Origin of the sequence: Ruminococcus sp. NATIVEDY161, assembly GCF_045819895.1 — a bacterium.
Taxonomy (GTDB): domain Bacteria; phylum Bacillota; class Clostridia; order Oscillospirales; family Acutalibacteraceae; genus Ruminococcoides.
Window position 1 is genome coordinate 1740729 of the sequence record NZ_CP162392.1, and the last position, 17016, is coordinate 1757744.

13 protein-coding genes are annotated in these 17016 nt (G+C 51.3%); 12 read left to right on the forward strand and 1 reads right to left on the reverse strand.

What is annotated here, in order from left to right; all coding sequences use genetic code 11:
* The first annotated feature begins 75 nt into the window (after positions 1–75).
* The 10 genes from AB1I50_RS08295 (at position 76) to AB1I50_RS08340 (ending at position 13636) form a co-directional block, all read left to right on the forward strand.
* Positions 76–1971, forward strand: coding sequence for a polysaccharide biosynthesis protein (locus AB1I50_RS08295; RefSeq protein WP_407723577.1), 1896 nt, complete (start codon positions 76–78; stop codon positions 1969–1971).
* A gap of 424 nt (positions 1972–2395) precedes the next feature.
* On the forward strand, positions 2396–3187 hold the full coding sequence (gene nagB / locus AB1I50_RS08300) for a glucosamine-6-phosphate deaminase (RefSeq protein WP_407723578.1): 792 nt from the start codon (positions 2396–2398) through the stop codon (positions 3185–3187).
* Complete coding sequence (locus AB1I50_RS08305) at positions 3187–3849, forward strand: acyltransferase (RefSeq protein WP_407723579.1); 663 nt, start codon at positions 3187–3189, stop codon at positions 3847–3849. The genes nagB and AB1I50_RS08305 overlap by 1 nt, the downstream gene beginning before the upstream one ends.
* Entirely contained in the window at positions 3849–5195 is a 1347-nt protein-coding gene (glmM, locus tag AB1I50_RS08310; RefSeq protein ID WP_407723580.1) for a phosphoglucosamine mutase, read from the forward strand. The genes AB1I50_RS08305 and glmM overlap by 1 nt, the downstream gene beginning before the upstream one ends.
* Positions 5196–5703: 508 nt before the next feature.
* Positions 5704–7887: a hypothetical protein gene (locus AB1I50_RS08315; protein ID WP_407723581.1), complete on the forward strand. Its 2184-nt coding sequence runs from the start codon at positions 5704–5706 to the stop codon at positions 7885–7887.
* Positions 7888–7897: 10 nt separating this feature from the next.
* Complete coding sequence (locus tag AB1I50_RS08320; RefSeq protein WP_407723582.1) at positions 7898–9169, forward strand: dihydroorotase; 1272 nt, start codon at positions 7898–7900, stop codon at positions 9167–9169.
* A gap of 149 nt (positions 9170–9318) precedes the next feature.
* Positions 9319–10308 (forward strand): aldolase catalytic domain-containing protein, encoded by a 990-nt coding sequence (locus AB1I50_RS08325; protein ID WP_407723583.1) that lies wholly within the window; start codon positions 9319–9321, stop codon positions 10306–10308.
* Positions 10309–10321: 13 nt separating this feature from the next.
* On the forward strand, positions 10322–11254 hold the full coding sequence (gene pyrF / locus AB1I50_RS08330) for an orotidine-5'-phosphate decarboxylase (protein WP_407723584.1): 933 nt from the start codon (positions 10322–10324) through the stop codon (positions 11252–11254).
* Between the two features lie 132 nt (positions 11255–11386).
* Positions 11387–12472: a 3-phosphoserine/phosphohydroxythreonine transaminase gene (serC, locus tag AB1I50_RS08335; protein ID WP_407723585.1), complete on the forward strand. Its 1086-nt coding sequence runs from the start codon at positions 11387–11389 to the stop codon at positions 12470–12472.
* A gap of 24 nt (positions 12473–12496) precedes the next feature.
* A complete protein-coding gene (locus AB1I50_RS08340; protein ID WP_407723586.1) occupies positions 12497–13636 on the forward strand; it encodes a 3-phosphoglycerate dehydrogenase family protein in 1140 nt (379 codons plus the stop codon).
* 473 nt (positions 13637–14109) lie between these two features.
* Here AB1I50_RS08340 and spoVAC read toward each other — a convergent pair whose 3' ends face one another.
* Positions 14110–14565, reverse strand: coding sequence for a stage V sporulation protein AC (gene spoVAC / locus AB1I50_RS08345; RefSeq protein WP_407723587.1), 456 nt, complete (start codon positions 14563–14565; stop codon positions 14110–14112).
* 140 nt (positions 14566–14705) lie between these two features.
* Between spoVAC and AB1I50_RS08350 the strand changes: the two genes are divergently transcribed.
* Positions 14706–15833 (forward strand): cysteine desulfurase family protein, encoded by a 1128-nt coding sequence (locus AB1I50_RS08350; RefSeq protein WP_407723588.1) that lies wholly within the window; start codon positions 14706–14708, stop codon positions 15831–15833.
* Positions 15834–15841: 8 nt separating this feature from the next.
* The gene (thiI, locus tag AB1I50_RS08355) at positions 15842–17014 is read left to right on the forward strand and encodes a tRNA uracil 4-sulfurtransferase ThiI (protein WP_407723589.1); all 1173 of its coding nucleotides are present in this window, start codon (positions 15842–15844) and stop codon (positions 17012–17014) included.
* Positions 17015–17016: the final 2 nt, after the last annotated feature.

Consider the following 17016-nt stretch of genomic DNA (forward strand, 5'->3'; position numbering starts at 1 on the left):
TGCTTTTATAATATAATAAAATTTGGACTATTATGATTGTGTTGTGTTATAATTATACCTGAGGGGATTAGTGAAATGAGGAAGTTCAACTACCGCAAGATGATTTTGCTGCTTGCGGATGTATTTATAATCGCGGTCAGCGGAATTGTATTGAACTACGCGCTCGAGCTGTTCAACACCATTAATTTCGGAGAGCTCAAGCCGTATTTTTACTACGGCGCGGAGGCGAGCCGCGGACTTTTGTTTTATATTCTGATAACCGAGATTACCTGCGTATTTATGATGATGCTGTTCGGCTCGTATTCACGGGCGTGGCGGTACTTCAACTCAAAGGATTATCTGATGACGGCACTCGCGATGACCTTGGGCTTTGTGGTAGGCTACGTAATTTTACTACTGCTCAATGTTCCTGCGCGAAAGATTTTGTATGTGCTGTACTTTATTGCAGCGACCGCGGGAGTGCTGCTGTTCAGGTTTATTTTTAAGAGGGCGTTTCTTACGATTTCGGAATCCGAAGCCGCCGAAAACACCGATCGCACGCTGGTTGTCGGCGCGGGTATGGCAGGCAGAATGATTGTCACCGAGATTCTCAACGCGCAAAAGGACGAGAACAATCCCTCGCACAACCTTGAACCCGTCGGCTTTGTTGACGACGATATCACCAAGCTGCACACGACGTTTAAGGGCGTCGAGGTGCTCGGCACCTGCCGCGAAATTCCGAAGATTTGCGCTGAGCAAAGGGTGACAAATATCATCGTAGCCGTTCCATCCTGCGAGGAGGACGAAAAGCGCAGAATTCTCGACTACTGCTCAAACACCGAGTGCACTATCAAGGTTATTCCGTACCTCAGCGAGCTGCTCTTTACCGAGGACAAGCCGCTTATCACCCAGGCTCAGGAGATTAAAATTGAGGATTTGCTCGGCAGAAAGCCGATTGAGTTTGACCGCGAAAAAATCAGCGCGTTCATCGCAAACAAGGTCTGCATGGTTACGGGCGGCGGCGGTTCTATCGGCTCGGAGCTCGTCCGTCAGATTGCTTCCTACAGCCCCAAGCAGATTATAATTGTCGATATTTACGAGAACAACGCCTACGATATCCAGCAGGAGCTTCTGCTCAAATACGGCACGGCGGTTAACCTCGAAACCATAATTTCATCCGTGCGCGACTACAACAAAATGGAGACCATTTTCAAAAAATACCGTCCCCAGATTGTGTTCCACGCCGCGGCTCACAAGCACGTTCCGCTTATGGAGACCGTGCCCGAGGAAGCCGTTAAAAACAACATTTTCGGCACGTTCAACGTCGCAACTTTGTCCGAGCTTTACAACGTTGACAAGTTCGTTATGATTTCGACCGACAAGGCGGTTAACCCCACAAACGTTATGGGAGCGACAAAGCGCGCCTGCGAGATGATTATTCAGGCGAGAGCCCAAAAGTCAAAGCATACCGAGTTCGTGACAACGCGCTTCGGCAACGTGCTCGGCTCGAACGGCTCGGTAATTCCGCTGTTCCGCCGCCAGATTGAGAGCGGCTCGGCGGTCACCGTAACCCACCCCGACATCATCCGCTACTTTATGACGATTCCCGAGGCGGTGTCGCTCGTGCTCGAGGCAGGAGCGATGGCAAAGGGAGGCGAAATTTTCGTCCTCGATATGGGCGCTCCGGTCAAGATTACAACCCTCGCGGAGAACCTTATCAGAATGTACGGCAAGGTTCCCTACAAGGATGTTCCGATTGTGTTTACCGGACTTCGCCCGGGCGAAAAGCTTTTTGAGGAGCTTTTGATGGACGAGGAAGGTCTTAAATCCACGGAGAACAAGAAAATCTTTATCGGCAATCAAATCAATGTCGATTCAGAGGTTCTCAGGCACAAGCTAGAGGGGATCCGCGTTGCGGCCGACTCGAACGACAGCGAAAAAACCGTTGAGCTCCTCAGCGATTTAGTGCCGACGTTTAATCATAAAGAGTAAAATTTTAATGCAGGCAGCATAACGCTGCCTGCGTTTTTTATGTAATATTACAGTTTATCAGATTGCTTTTGCAGGATTAGCTGTACAAACCTGCAAAATTGTACTTGTATGGTGCTTGACGGCGGACGTTCTTCTTGACTTTCAGCACCTTATATGGTAAAATTTTAATGATTATGCGGGCTGATTTTTCTTAGTCCTGCATATTAGTAAAACAGCCACTTGTGAAAGGAGAGTAAAGGACTGTTAGCGCCCGGACCGTAAAAGGTTGACGAGGAATGGCGGTTATCGAAAGATTCGGCGGGTGCCGCCACGGCAAACAGCGTGTCGTCAGGAAGAAAGTAAAAAGCAGAATTAAAACTGTAACAGAGGTTCTTCCGCCGCTTTGAAATTTATTATTATGTTAGCTTAAAAGGAGATAAAAATCATGAGAGTTGTTATTCAGGACAATTACGATAAAATGTGCAAGTGGGCGGCAAACTACATCGCTCAGAAAATCAAGGCTCACAAGGAGGACCGTCCCTTTGTGCTCGGACTTCCCACAGGCTCATCGCCCATCGGCGTTTACAAGGAGCTCTACACAATGAACCAGAACGGCGAGCTTTCATTCGCTAACGTTGTTACCTTCAACATGGACGAATATCTCGGCCTTCCTCACGAGCACGACCAGAGCTACTGGTACTTTATGCACGACAATTTCTTCGATCACCTCGTTGATATGAAGCCAGAAAACATCAACATCCTCAACGGTATGACTGACGATCCCGAGGGTGAGTGCGCAAGATACGAGGAGAAAATCGCTTCCTACGGCGGAATCGACCTCTTCATGGGCGGCATCGGCGTTGACGGCCACATCGCCTTTAACGAGCCCTTCACAAGCCTTGCTTCACGCACAGGCGTTCGTAACCTCACCACCGACACAAGAATCGTAAACTCACGTTTCTTCGGCAACGATCCCGAGGCTGTTCCGGCTCAGGCTCTTTCGGTAGGCGTAGGCACAGTTACCGATTCAAAAGAGGTTCTTATCCTCATCAACGGCCACAACAAGGCTAAGGCTCTTGCCGAGACTGTTGAGGGCTCTGTAAGCCACAAGTGGACCTGCTCCGCGCTTCAGATGCACAACGGCGCTATCATCGCCTGCGACGAGGCTGCCTGCGACGAGCTCACAGTAGGCGCTTACAAGTACTTCCTGGATATCGAAAGTAAGGAGAGACTTTAATGTATACAATCAAGGATCTTTACGATCTCGACCACACGCTCGCTAAGGACTATCTTTCCCGGTTCACATACCCTTGGGAAGCCTTAAAGGGCATTAAGGATTTTATTATTGAGCTTGGCAAAACCCTCGGTGACGACTACGAGGAGGTTTCCGAAAACGTTTGGGTTCACAAGACCGCAACCGTATTCCCCTCGGCGTATCTCGGAGCTCCCTGTATTATCGGCCCGAATACCGAGGTAAGACACTGCGCGTTTATCCGCGGCTCGGCGCTTGTAGGTGCAGACTGCGTGGTAGGCAACTCGGTAGAGCTCAAGAACGTTATCCTCTTTGACCACGTTCAGACTCCGCACTATAACTACGTGGGCGACTCAATCATGGGTTACTTCTCGCACATGGGCGCGGGTTCAATCACATCAAACGTTAAGTCCGACAAAAAGCTCGTTGTAGTTCACAACGGCGACGAGCACCTCGAGACCGGCGTTAAAAAGTTCGGCGCTATGGTAGGCGACTATGTTGAGGTCGGCTGTAACGCGGTTCTCAACCCCGGCACGGTTATCGGCAGACATTCAAACGTATATCCCACCTCATGCGTTCGCGGAGTTATCCCCGAGAACAGCATTTGCAAGACCCCCGGCGTTGTTGTAGAAAGGAAGACTGACTGATGGGCAAGTATTTCGGCACAGACGGCTTCAGAGGCGAAGCCAACAAAAACCTGACCTTTGAGCACGCTGTAAAAATCGGCCGTTTCCTCGGCTGGTATTTCGGTGAGAACATGGGCAAAAAGGCAAAAATCGTAATCGGTAAGGACACCAGACGTTCTTCCTATATGTTTGAGTACGCGCTCTGCACAGGTCTTATGGCAAGCGGCGCTGACGCTTACATCATGCACGTAACAACAACCCCCTCGGTTGCTTACATCACCCGTACCGACGACTTTGACTGCGGTATTATGATTTCCGCTTCACACAACCCGTTCTATGACAACGGCATTAAGCTTCTCAACTCCAAGGGCGAGAAGATGGAGGAGGAAACCCTCTTAAAGGTCGAGGAATACATCGACGACAAGATTGAAATTCCGATCGCTCACCGCGAGGACATCGGACGTACCGTTGACTACGTTGAGGGACGTAACCGCTACATCGGCTACCTCATCTCAATGAGCAAGTACAGCTTCAAGGGCGTAAAGGTAGGTCTTGACGTTGCAAACGGCGCGGCTTGGAATATCGCAAAGGGCGTTTTCAACGCTTTAGGTGCAAAAACTTACGTTATCAACGACGCTCCCGACGGCTACAACATCAACACCGACTGCGGCTCAACCCACATCGAGCATTTGCAGAAGTTTGTTGTTGACAACGGCCTCGACGTAGGCTTTGCTTACGACGGCGACGCCGACCGCTGCCTTGCGGTTGACGAAAAGGGCAACGTCATCACAGGCGACCACATCATCTATATGTACGGCGTTTATATGAAGGAGAGGGGCAAGCTCCTCAACAACAAGGTCGTTGCTACAATTATGAGCAACTACGGTCTTTTCAAGGCTCTTGAAAAGGTCGGCATTGAGTGCGACAAAACCGCTGTAGGCGACAAGTACGTTTATGAGAATATGGTTAAAACCGGCAACCGCATCGGCGGCGAGGAGTCCGGACATATCATCTTCTCAAAGTACGCTACCACAGGCGACGGTATCCTCACATCGCTTAAGCTGATGGAGGTTATGCTTGCCAAGGAGAAGCCCATGAGCGAGCTCGCTGCACCGATGGTTATGTATCCCCAGGTGCTCAAGAACGTTAAGGTTAAGTCAAAGCCCGACGCAAAGAACGATCCCGACGTACAGGCTGAGGTTGCGAAGGTAACCGAGGCTCTCGGTGACAGCGGACGTATTCTCCTCAGAGAATCAGGCACAGAGCCTGTTATCCGCGTTATGGTTGAGGCTGACAGTGACGAAACCTGCGAAAAGTACGTTGACCGGGTAATCGACGTAATCCGCGCTAAAGGTCATATTATTTAAGCGCAAAAACATAACTAATACCCAAAATCACACAGAGCTGCTGACGGAAACGCCGGCAGCTTTTTTTTGTTAGAGTTATGAGTTTAGAGTTTAATGTTTAGAGTTAAATATATTTATCGGAAACTTTTGATTAACACCGTAGGGGCGGACCCGTGTGTCCGCCCGGGAAACGTGAACCGTGTTTACCAAACAATCCGTTTTTTATCGCGATTAACATACGTTTAATTCATCACACAAATAATCATAATAAAACAAATGTTGTGTTCCTGTCCTGCGGGCGGACACACGGGTCCGCCCCTACGGTATGAATTATTCGTTTAAATTGGATTCAAACGTTTTAAATCAAAAAACACAAAAAACAAGCCCCAATCCACCGCAATAACGGCATATTTCCTGATAAAAAACGCTTGTTTTTCGCGCGAAAATTTAGTATAATAATTTAGTGTATGTTTTATTGTGAAAACTGTAAAATAAAACTATAAAATTTATTTTCCGGGGGGAAAAGGAAATGAAATTTAAATCGCTGAAAAAAGCCTCGGCAGTCCTGCTGTGCGCTTTAATCACCCTTGCAGGCGTGCTCAATGTTTTCGCCGCAGGGCAGACCTACTCAATTCCCGAGGCGTCGAATATGCAGATTACCCTGCCCGAGGATATGACCGCGGTAACGCGCTCGGCAGACGCTAACGACAAGTATTTTTCGCTGTTCGGCATTGACTACAACTCCACAATGCAGCGCTTTGAGGCGTCGAACATCTACCTTCAGGGTATGAACAGCAGCGCGGATTTGACCGTCACCGTGTCGGTTCAGACCACCGACCAGAGCACTCAGCTCGTAAACTACAACCAGCTCGAATCCGACAAGCTCAGCGAGGTTGCGAGGAACTTCCTCAGCCAGACCGAGTACACCGCCTGCACCGTAGACCAGGCTGTTTCAAACGTCGTTTGGCTCGAGTTCAATATCCGCGTTAACGAGTCGGGCTCGCTGATTCAGGCGTACCAGGCGAACACCGTCTACGAGGGCAAGAGCGTTAACATCACTCTCCAGCGCAACGGCGGTAACGTTACCGCTCAGGACTACGAAATTTTCAGCGGAATCGTTAAGAGCGCCGAGTTCGGCAAGCTCGCGATTTTCAACCTTTCCAACCCGATGATGCCGTACATATTAATCGGTGCAGGCGTGCTTTTAATCCTGATTATCGTGTTTATCATAATCATCGTCAGGACATCAAAGCGCCGTAAGAAAAAGTCAAAGAATGATAAAATCTTAGAGGAGCTTGCAGGCAAGTACACCTCTAACCGTCCCGAGCCCAAGCGCGGCGGAAGGTATTCCGCTGATGAAACCTCAGCCAACACTACCGTTCAGACTGATACCGCGGACAATTCCTACGACCTCGACAATTTCGACCGCACCGAGCGCAAAAAGCCCGAGCCCGAAAAGCAGGGCAGACGTTATTCCGACGACGAAATCGACGCTCTGCTCGGTGACGACAGGAAGGATAACGGTGAAAAGGCAAATTTTACTCAGGCTCTTCCCGAAGCCGAGGAGGAGCAGGAAAGGGCAAAGGACGACACTTTAAGTAAAACCGACCAAGTGTCAGAGTTCTTTGAGGACGAGCCGGCACAGCCAGAGGAAAACACTTCCTCGACCAAAAAATTCGACTTCCCCGATAAGCCGGGCAAAATCGGATTTGCGGCGGCAGCGGCAGGCGCGGTTATCGCGGCTGACGAGGCTCAAAATACAGAGGAAACCGTCGGAGAAGAAGCTCAGGAAGAAACCGAGAGTTCTCCCGAGGTAATCGAAAATACCGAGGCTAAGCCCGTTTTGGCTGAGCCCGAAGCGGAAGAAACCGCGGAAGTGACGGAAGAAAAAGCAGAAGAGGTTCAGGAGGAAGCCGCTGAGGAAATTCAGGAAGAACCTTCCGAAGAACCCGAAGCCGAAACTGCGGAAATCCCCGAAAAAGAGGAAGCTCCCGAAACCGGCGAAATCCCCGAGGCTGAGTTTGTTGACGAAGCCGGAGAAACCGGAGCTCCCGAGCAGACCGTGAAAATCTACGGAGAAAAGCCCGGCAGGGATGAGCGTAAAAACTCTCTCAGGGAAGAGATTAAAAACGCAATCAAGGTGTTTGAGTCCGACGAGGAGGACGAGGACGAGCAGTACAACAACGACGAGGTTCTCGTGAGGGCTGAGGCAAAGCGCACAAAGTTTGCCGACAGCAACGACTTCTTCGACGAAGCGCCCAAGAGGGTTATGGGCGTAATCAGCAGCAAGGATATCCAAAACGCCGAGGAGTACGACGTAATCGGAGAGATGGAGCGCCGCGCCGACGAGTTTGAAAAGGAACCCCCCAAGAAGGGCGAAAAGTTCAAGGGCGTTGTTAAGTCAATCGCAGGCGGAATTAAGAGCTTCTTTGTACACTGCGGATACTTTATAACCAACGTAAGGCGCGAGATTAAGCGCAAAAAGGCTCTCAAAAAACGTCAGCAGTACGAGGAGGACCGCAAGCGCCGCGCGCGTGAACGCGCCGAAAGACAGCGCCGGCAGGCAGAAAACGGCGGACTTGTACAGGTTCACAAGCGCACCGACCGCAAGCCTCCGCAGCGCAGACCGAGCAGCGGACAGCGGCGTCCAAGCAGTCGGCGCAGACCGTCAAGCTCTCAAAACCGCAGAGGAAATCCTCCGCGCAGAAGATAGGGAGAAGTAAATGTCAGAAATTTTAATTAAAAACGCCAAGGTCGTGTCCCCTGCGGATAACCTCTGCGGCGTTTGCGACATAAAAATAATCGACGGCGTAATCGCTGAAACAGGCGAAAACCTCACGTCAAACGGCGAGGTTATTAACGCCGAAGGGCTTTGCGCCGTACCGGGACTTGTGGATATGCACGTGCATCTCCGCGACCCGGGACAGACCGCAAAGGAAGATATAATCACAGGCTGCCGCGCGGCGGCGGCAGGCGGAGTTACAAGCCTGCTCGCGATGCCGAACACCAGTCCCACAACCGATTCCCCCGAAACGGTAAAGTATATTATTGATAAAGCAAGCTCGGCTGATTCGCACGTTTACGTTGCCGCGAGCGTTACAAAGGGGCTCAAAAGCGAGGAAAAAACCGACATTGAAGCCCTCAGAGCCGCAGGCGCGGTTGCGCTCAGCGACGACGGCAGACCGGTTGAAAACACCGAATTTCTGCGCGAGGCGATGAAAAAAGCGCCGGAGCTCGGCATGAGGGTTGTCGCCCACTGCGAGGACTTGTTTATCGCAAGCGGCGGCAAGCTCAACGACGGAGAAATCTCAGAAAAGCTCGGAATAAAGGGAATTCCGGCGGCGGCAGAGGACTGCGGAACAGCGCGTGAAATCGCCCTTGCCGCGGCGGAGAATGTTCCGATTCACATCTGCCACGTCAGCACCAAGACGAGCGTTGCGCTTGTCCGCGACGCAAAAAACCGCGGAGTTCAGGTGACCGCCGAGACCGCGCCGCATTACTTTTCGCTCACGGAAAACGAGCTTTTGAAGCGCGACGCGGATTACAGAATGAACCCACCGCTGAGAACCGCCGAGGACGTAAAGGCGATTATCGAGGGCTTGCGCGACGGCACGCTCGACGCAATCGCGACCGACCACGCGCCCCATACGCCCGAGGAAAAATCGGACTTCGAAAAAGCGCCGAACGGCTCAATCGGCATGGAAACCTCGCTGGCGGTCGGCATTACGTACCTTGTTAAAACAGGCTTGCTGACCTTTGAGGAATTGATAGAAAAAATGAGCGTTAACCCGGCAAAAATCCTCGGAATTAACGCAGGAACGCTGAGCGTGGGAGCGCCTGCCGATATCGCGCTTGTCGACCTTGACGAGCAGTGGACGGTGGACGTTGACAAGCTCCACGGCAAAAGCAAAAACACACCGTTCAAGGGAATGACGTTAACCGGCAAGGTCAAGAGGACAATCTTGGGCGGAAAAACAGTGTTTATCGATAAATAAAACGCCGGACGATAACCGTAGGGGCGGATCCATGTGTCCGCCCGGAAATCAAGGAAAACGTTGCGGTTGTCAGCGGGCGGACACATGGGTCCGCCCCTACAGTTGTTAATTTTGAATTGCTGCAACGCGGCGAATTCAGCTATATAGGAGTGGTAATATTGGCACAGAAAGGTAACCTCCTGTCGGTCAGACAGGACATACGGGTGGTCGACGCTACAATCCGCGACGGCGGACTTTGCAACGACTTCCGCTTCAGCGACGAATTTGTACAGTCGCTCTACAAGGCAAATCTCAAGGCAGGAGTCGACTATATGGAGTTCGGCTACAAGGCATCTAAGGAGATTTTTGACGAGGACGATTTCGGAAAATGGAAGTTCTGCAACGACGAGGACATCCGCAAAATCGTCGGCGAGAACAACACCAAAATGAAAATCGCGGTTATGGCGGACGTCGGCAGAACCGACTTTGAGGAGGACATTATCCCCAAGGCGGAAAGCCCTATCGACCTCATTCGAATTGCTACTTACATCAACACAATTCCTGCCGCGGTCGAGATGATTGAGTATTGCGCAAAGCAGGGCTATGAGACTACCATAAATATTATGGCAATTTCAAAGGCACGTACCGAAGATTTAAAAACCGCGCTTGAAATTCTCGGTCAAACCCCGGTTTCGTGCTTCTACATCGTGGACAGCTACGGCTCGCTTTACCCCGAGGAGGCAAGGCGCTTTGCCGAGATGTACGGTGAAATTGCCGAGAAATACGGCAAGCTCACGGGTATTCACGCGCACAACAATCAGCAACTCGCCTTCGCGAACACAATCGACGCGATGGCTTACGGCGCAAGCTACCTTGACGCCACGGTTGACGGAATGGGCAGAGGCGCAGGCAACTGCGCGCTGGAGCTTTTGCTCGGCTTCCTCAAAAACCCGAAGTACAAGGTCAACCCGATTATCAAATTCATTCAGCAGCATATGAACACTCTGCGCGAGCAGGGCGTAAAATGGGGATATGACATTCCCTATATGCTCACAGGTCAGTACAATACCCATCCGCGTCCGGCAATTCAGTTTGTCAGCGAGGACAGAACCGATTATTACAAGTTCGCAAACGACCTGTACGACATCATCAATTCATAATAAGGAGAGTTCTATGTCATTCGACAGATTAATTGAAAAAATTGTTGAAAAGCAAAACCCCACCGTAGCAGGTCTTGATCCCAAGCTCGACTACGTTCCGCAGTCCATCAAGTCCGCCTGCTTTGAAAAGTACGGCAAAACCCTTGAGGGCGCGGCGGCTGCCCTGCTCGAATTCAACAAGGCTATTATCGACGAAATTTACGACATCGTGCCGGCAATCAAGCCCCAGGCGGCTTATTACGAGATGTACGGCTGGCAGGGCGTTAAGGCTCTTGCCGACACAATCGCCTACGCGCAGTCAAAGGGAATGTTCGTTATGACCGACGGCAAGCGCAACGACATCGGCACTACCATGGAAGCTTACGCCGCGGCTCACCTCGGCACTACCGTGGTTGACGGCGAGGAAATCTCAGCCTTCGGCGCGGACGCGCTGACGGTCAACGGCTACCTCGGCACCGACGGTATCAAGCCGCTTTGCGAGATTTGCAAAAAGGGTGACAAGGGCATTTTTGTCCTTGTAAAGACCTCAAATCCCAGCTCCGGCGAGCTCCAGGATATGAAGCTTGAAAACGGCGCTACGGTTTACGAGCAGATGGGCAGAATGTGCGAGAGCTGGGGAGAGGAGCTTCCCGGCAAGTACGGCTACTCGGGCGTGGGCGCTGTTGTAGGCGCAACATACCCCGACCAGCTTTTGGAAATGAGGCAGAAAGCGCCTCACACCTTCTTCCTCGTTCCGGGCTACGGCGCTCAGGGCGGCGGCGCGCAGGACGCAAAGAACGCCTTTGATAAAAACGGTCTCGGCGCGATTATCAATTCAAGCCGCGGCATAATGTGCGCATGGAAAAAGCAGGGACTTACCGAGGATGACTTTGCAAAAGCCGCGCGTAATGAAGCGCTCAGGATGAAGGACGATATTCTCTCAACAATCGGCAAGATTTCATTGTAATAAAGCTGAAAAGCGTTAAAAAATTAACAAATATCCTATAAAATATTGACATAGCATTTTTAAAGGCGTATAATCAAAAACGGTAATTTTTAAAATTATTTGAAATAATTTATAGAAAAGGGAGTAATAACAATGGCAAGAGTTTACAATTTTTCGGCAGGCCCGTCAATGCTTCCGGAGTCTGTTCTTAAGAAAGCCGCGGAGGAAATGCTCGACTACCAGGGTACAGGTCAGAGCGTAATGGAGATGTCCCACCGCAGCAAGGCGTATGACAAAATCATCAAGGACGCCGAGGCGCTTCTCAGAGAAGTAATGAACATCCCCGACAACTACAAGGTTCTGTTCCTCCAGGGCGGCGGTTCAACCCAGTTCGCTATGGTAGCGCTCAACCTTATGAATAAGAACAACAAGGCTGACTACATCGTAACAGGTCAGTGGGCAAAGAAGGCTCTCGCTGAGGCTCAGCGTTACGGCGACGCCGTAGCTGTCGCTTCATCGGCTGACAAGACCTTCACCTACATCCCCAAGACAGACCGTTCTATGTTCCGCGAGGACGCAGACTATGTTTACATCTGCCTTAACAACACTATCTACGGCACAGTTTACCACGAGCTTCCCGACACAGGCGATATTCCGCTCGTAGCTGATATTTCTTCCTGCATCGTAAGCGAGCCCCTCGACGTTTCAAAGTTCGGACTTCTCTTTGCAGGCGCTCAGAAGAATATGTCGGGCGCAGGCGTTACAATCGTAATCGTTCGCGAGGACCTCATCGGTAACGCTATGGATATCACTCCTACAATGCTCAACTACAAGACTCACGCTGACGCTGATTCGCTCTACAACACACCGCCCTGCTACGCAATCTACGTTGCTAAGCTCGTGCTCGAGTGGATCAAGAACGAGGTTGGCGGACTTGACAAGATGAAGGAGCGCAACGAAAAGAAGGCTAAGCTTCTTTACGATTTCCTCGACAGCTCAGAGCTGTTCAAGGGTACGGTTGTACCCGAGGACCGTTCGCTGATGAACGTTCCCTTTGTAACAGGCGACGCTGATTTGGACGCTAAGTTTGTTAAGGAGTCAACCGAGGCAGGCTTTGTTAACCTTAAAGGTCACCGCACAGTCGGCGGTATGAGAGCTTCTATCTACAACGCTATGCCTTATGAGGGCGTTGAAAAGCTCGTTGAGTTTATGAAGGACTTTGAAGCTAAGAATAAGTAATTAATTCGATAAAGGACTGATTTTATGTACAACGTACTTACACTTAATAAGATTGCCGCAGTCGGCACAAGCCGTCTCGGTGAAGGCTACAGCTACGGCGACGACGTTCAGAACCCCGACGCGATTTTGGTAAGATCCGCCGCTATGCACGACATGGAGTTCGGCGACAACCTCCTTGCAATCGCAAGAGCAGGCGCCGGCACAAACAATATCCCCAAGGACAAGTGCACCGAGCAGGGAATTGTTGTTTTCAACACTCCCGGCGCGAATGCTAACGCCGTTAAGGAGCTCGTGCTCACAGGTCTTTTGCTCTCGTCAAGAAAGGTTGTCGAGGGTATCGAGTGGGCTAAGACGCTCAAGGGCAACGGCGACGCTGTCGGCAAGATGGTAGAAAAGGGCAAGAGCCAGTTTGTAGGTCCCGAAATCACAGGCAAAACCCTCGGCGTAATCGGCCTCGGCGCAATCGGTATTCTCGTTGCGAACGCCGCTGTCGCTCTGGGTATGAAGGTTGTAGGCTTCGATCCCTTTATGTCCGTTCCCAACGCGCTCAAGCTCAATCCCCACGTTAAGCTCCTTAAGAGCAACGAGGAGGTTATGACTTCCTGCGACTACCTCACAATCCACGTTCCGCTCACTCCCGACACCAAGGATTTGGTTGACGCTGATATGATTGCAAAGATGAAGGACGGCGTTCGTATTCTCAACTACAGCCGTGACGGCCTTGTAAACACCGACGCGGTGCTCGACGCGCTTAAGAGCGGCAAGGTTGCAAAGTACGTAACCGACTTCGGCAACGACAAGGTTCTCTGCGAGGAAAACGTAATTGTTCTTCCGCACCTCGGCGCTTCAACTCCCGAGAGCGAGGACAACTGCGCAGTAATGGCGTGCGACCAGGTTAAGGAGTACATCGAGAACGGCAACATCATCAACTCGGTCAACCTTCCTGCGGTATCGCTTCCGCGCACAGCAGGCGCTCAGAGAATTTGCGTTATCCACAAGAACGACGGGGAGCTTTCAAAGGCGATCCTCGGCAAGGCAGGCAGCGTTGCGGCTATGGTAACAAAGGCTCGCGGCGACTACGCTTATACAATCATCGACGCAAACGGCGCTGACGCTGACGGCATTAAGGCGCTCGACGGCGTTGTTAGAGTAAGAAGCCTTTAATAGAGTTTAGAGTTAAGAGTTGAGAGTTTAATAGCTCTCAGCTCTTTTTGTTTTAAAATTTTAAAGCCTCCACCGTCGCGACGGGGGAGGTGGCACGGCATTTATGCCGTGACGGAGGGGGCAGACGTTTCCTATATCACAATTTTTCCTTGACACTGTAGGGGCGTTCTTAGCACAACGGCAACCCTTTTGTCGCTTTGCGACATTTCCCCTAACAGGGGAATTACCTGCGTGTGCGCCCGAGGACGGTCAATTTAAGCTTGCCAATTTACCCACATATTTGGACGTAACAAAAGCGTTAGCTCACGGGCGGACACACGGGTCCGCCCCTACGAATATCAACAAACGTTTAGATTAAATCTGCTGCGCGAAGCGCAATTTAGCTACAGCGCAAGCTGTAATTTAGCTGTTTCCGCAGGAAACAATTTAGCTTGCCGAAGGCAAATTTAGCTGCCGCAACGCGGCAATTTAACTCAAAACAGCGTTATCCCGAACATATGCAGTACCCACAGCACCGCGCCGTAGATTATCGCGGCGGACGTGCCGTACACTATCACCGGTCCTGCGATGATGAACATTTTTGCGCCCACTCCCGTGATGAAGCCCTCGGTCTTGAACTCAATCGCCGGCGCGCTGACGGCGTTCGCAAAGCCCGTAATCGGCACGAGTGTGCCTGCGCCGGCGTGCTTGGCGATTTTGTCGTACACGCCGAGCAGTGTGAGCAGTACTCCCAAAAATATCAGCGCGACGGAGGTAAGCGTCCTCGCGTCCTGCTCTTTAACGCCCCAAAGCGAAATAATCTCCATTATCCCCTGACCGAGCACGCAAAATGCTCCGCCGAACACAAACGCCCTCGCGCAGTTTTGCAGGGTCTTGGATTTGGGCGAGTTGCGCTCAACAATTTTATTATACTCTTTTCGGCTAACCATAATATCTCCGCCTTTTACATCAACAATTTGCCATTATTATTCGCGAAAATTTTTGATTTATGTTAAATTTATCACTTTATTTTTTTATCGGTATGTAGTATAATAAAATAAATATTACTATTACAATGGGGGAGAAGGGTTTGGAGCACTATCTTGACAACAGCGCTACCACGGTGGTCAGTCCGTCCGCGGCAGAAAAGGCGTTTAAGGTAATGACCGAAATCTACGGCAATCCCTCGTCGCTCCACACAAAGGGAATTGAAGCCGAAAAGGAGCTCGAGCAGGCGCGAAAGGCACTTGCCGAAAGGCTCGGCGCTCAGCATGAGGAGATTTTTTTCACGAGCGGCGGAACCGAGGCGAACAACCTCGCAATTTTCGGCGCGGCTGAGGCAAAAAAGCGCTCGGGCAAGAGGATTGTTGTTTCCTCGGAGGAGCACAGCAGCGTGCTCGAAGCCGCAAAGCATTTGGAGCAAAACGGCTGGGACGTCGTGTACATCACGCCCTGCGCCGACGGCACAATCAGTCCCGACGACGTTGCCGAGCAGGTTGACAAAAACACAACGCTCGTCTCGGTAATGTATGTCAACAACGAGACGGGAGCGATTAACCCCGTCGATGAAATTTTCGAGCTCGCGCGGCTCAAAAATCCCGATATCATCTGCCACACCGACGCGGTTCAGGCGTTCGGCAAGCTCGAGATAAAGGCAAAAAAGCTCGGCGCGGATTTAATCAGCGTCAGCGGTCACAAGGTTTTCGCGCCCAAGGGCGTGGGAGCAATCTACATCAAACGCGGAGTAAGGCTTGTTTCGCGGCAGTTCGGCGGCGAGCAGGAGAAAAAGGTTCGTCCGGGCACAGAGCCGCTTCCGCTTATCGCGGCGTTCGGCGAGGCCTGCGCGGAGTTCGATATTAAAGAAAACTACAGGCTCGTCAAGGAGCTGAAAAATTACGCTGTACAAAGGCTTTCGGAGATTGACGGAGTGCTGTTCAATTCTCCCGAAAACGCCCTGCCCTACGTGCTCAACATCACCGCGGGCAGGGTTCGCAGCGAGACAATGCTCCACTTCCTCGAGGAAAGGGAGGTTTACGTAAGCTCGGGCAGCGCCTGCGCAAAGGGCAAGCCCAGCCACGTTTTGAGCGCGATGGGCATTGATAAAAAAAGAGCCGATTCCGCGCTGAGAATCAGCTTTTCAAAGCACAACACAAAGGAAGATATTGACGCGCTGTGCGAGGGTATCCGCGAAGGTCTTGAAGTCCTCGCGCACAGATAAGGAAGAATATGAAAGAGATTTTATTGCTCAAGGACGGCGAGATTGTCCTTAAGGGACTTAACCGCCGCCAGTTTGAGGACGTACTTAAAAAGAATATAAAAAACACACTTTCGCCGCTGGGCAGGTTCGAGATTACCTCGGCGCAGTCCACCGTCAGCGTTAAGCCGCTGAGCGACGACATCGACCTCGACGAGGCGTGCGAGAGAGTCGGAAGGATTTTCGGAATTGTCAGCTATTCGAGAGCCGCGTTATGCGACGAAAAAACGCTTGAATCGGTGCTCAAAACCGCTCCCGAATACCTCGCAAAGCAGCTCAGAACGGCAAAGACCTTTAAGGTTGAGGCAAAGCGCAGCGACAAAAAGTTTCCGTACAAATCCCCCGAGATTTGCCGCGAGACAGGCGGAGCGATACTCGCAAAATTCCCCCACCTTAAGGTTGACGTAAAAAATCCCGAGGTCACGGTGTATGTTGAAATCCGCGACCACGGCGCGTATATCCACGCAAATCCAATCCGCGGAGCAGGCGGAATCCCCGTCGGCACAGGCGGCAGGGCGGTAATCCTCATAAGCGGAGGAATTGACTCGCCCGTTGCGGCGTATATGATGGCGAAGCGCGGCATTAAGCTGACCGCCGTTCACTTTGCAAGTCCGCCGTACACCAGCCGGCGTGCCGAGGACAAGGTGGTAAGACTTCTTCAAAAGGTAGCGCGCTATTCGGGCGCGATGAAGATGTACACCGTGCCGTTTACAAAGCTTCAGGAAAAGCTCCGCGACGACTGTCCCGAGGAGCTGTTCACGATTATTATGCGCAGGCTGATGATGCAGATTTCGCAGAGAATAGCCGAGCAAAACGAGTGCCAGGCGCTCATCACGGGCGAAAGCCTCGGTCAGGTTGCAAGCCAGACAATCGGCGCTCTCGGCTGTACCGACGAAGCCGCCGATATGGTCGTGTTCAGACCGTTAATCGGTATGGATAAGCAGGAAATTATCGACATCTCTTATAAAATCGACACCTTTGAGACCTCGATTGAGCCTTACGAGGACTGCTGTACGGTGTTCACCCCCAAGCATCCGCGAACAAAGCCGGTGCTCAAATTCGTTAAACAGGCTCAGGAAAACGCAGGCTTCGAACCGCTTATCGAGGAAGCCCTGCAGAACTTAAAAATTACCTACATTTCATAGCG

What these genes read in the sequence shown, in the direction of transcription:
- spoVAC (WP_407723587.1), bottom strand. Translation starts at nt 14,565, where the DNA reads ATGGTTAGCCGAAAAGAGTATAATAAAATTGTTGAGCGCAACTCGCCC.
- AB1I50_RS08320 (WP_407723582.1), top strand. Translation starts at nt 7,898, where the DNA reads ATGTCAGAAATTTTAATTAAAAACGCCAAGGTCGTGTCCCCTGCGGAT.
- thiI (WP_407723589.1), top strand. Translation starts at nt 15,842, where the DNA reads ATGAAAGAGATTTTATTGCTCAAGGACGGCGAGATTGTCCTTAAGGGA.
- pyrF (WP_407723584.1), top strand. Translation starts at nt 10,322, where the DNA reads ATGTCATTCGACAGATTAATTGAAAAAATTGTTGAAAAGCAAAACCCC.
- AB1I50_RS08305 (WP_407723579.1), top strand. Translation starts at nt 3,187, where the DNA reads ATGTATACAATCAAGGATCTTTACGATCTCGACCACACGCTCGCTAAG.
- nagB (WP_407723578.1), top strand. Translation starts at nt 2,396, where the DNA reads ATGAGAGTTGTTATTCAGGACAATTACGATAAAATGTGCAAGTGGGCG.
- serC (WP_407723585.1), top strand. Translation starts at nt 11,387, where the DNA reads ATGGCAAGAGTTTACAATTTTTCGGCAGGCCCGTCAATGCTTCCGGAG.
- AB1I50_RS08295 (WP_407723577.1), top strand. Translation starts at nt 76, where the DNA reads ATGAGGAAGTTCAACTACCGCAAGATGATTTTGCTGCTTGCGGATGTA.
- AB1I50_RS08340 (WP_407723586.1), top strand. Translation starts at nt 12,497, where the DNA reads ATGTACAACGTACTTACACTTAATAAGATTGCCGCAGTCGGCACAAGC.
- AB1I50_RS08315 (WP_407723581.1), top strand. Translation starts at nt 5,704, where the DNA reads ATGAAATTTAAATCGCTGAAAAAAGCCTCGGCAGTCCTGCTGTGCGCT.
- glmM (WP_407723580.1), top strand. Translation starts at nt 3,849, where the DNA reads ATGGGCAAGTATTTCGGCACAGACGGCTTCAGAGGCGAAGCCAACAAA.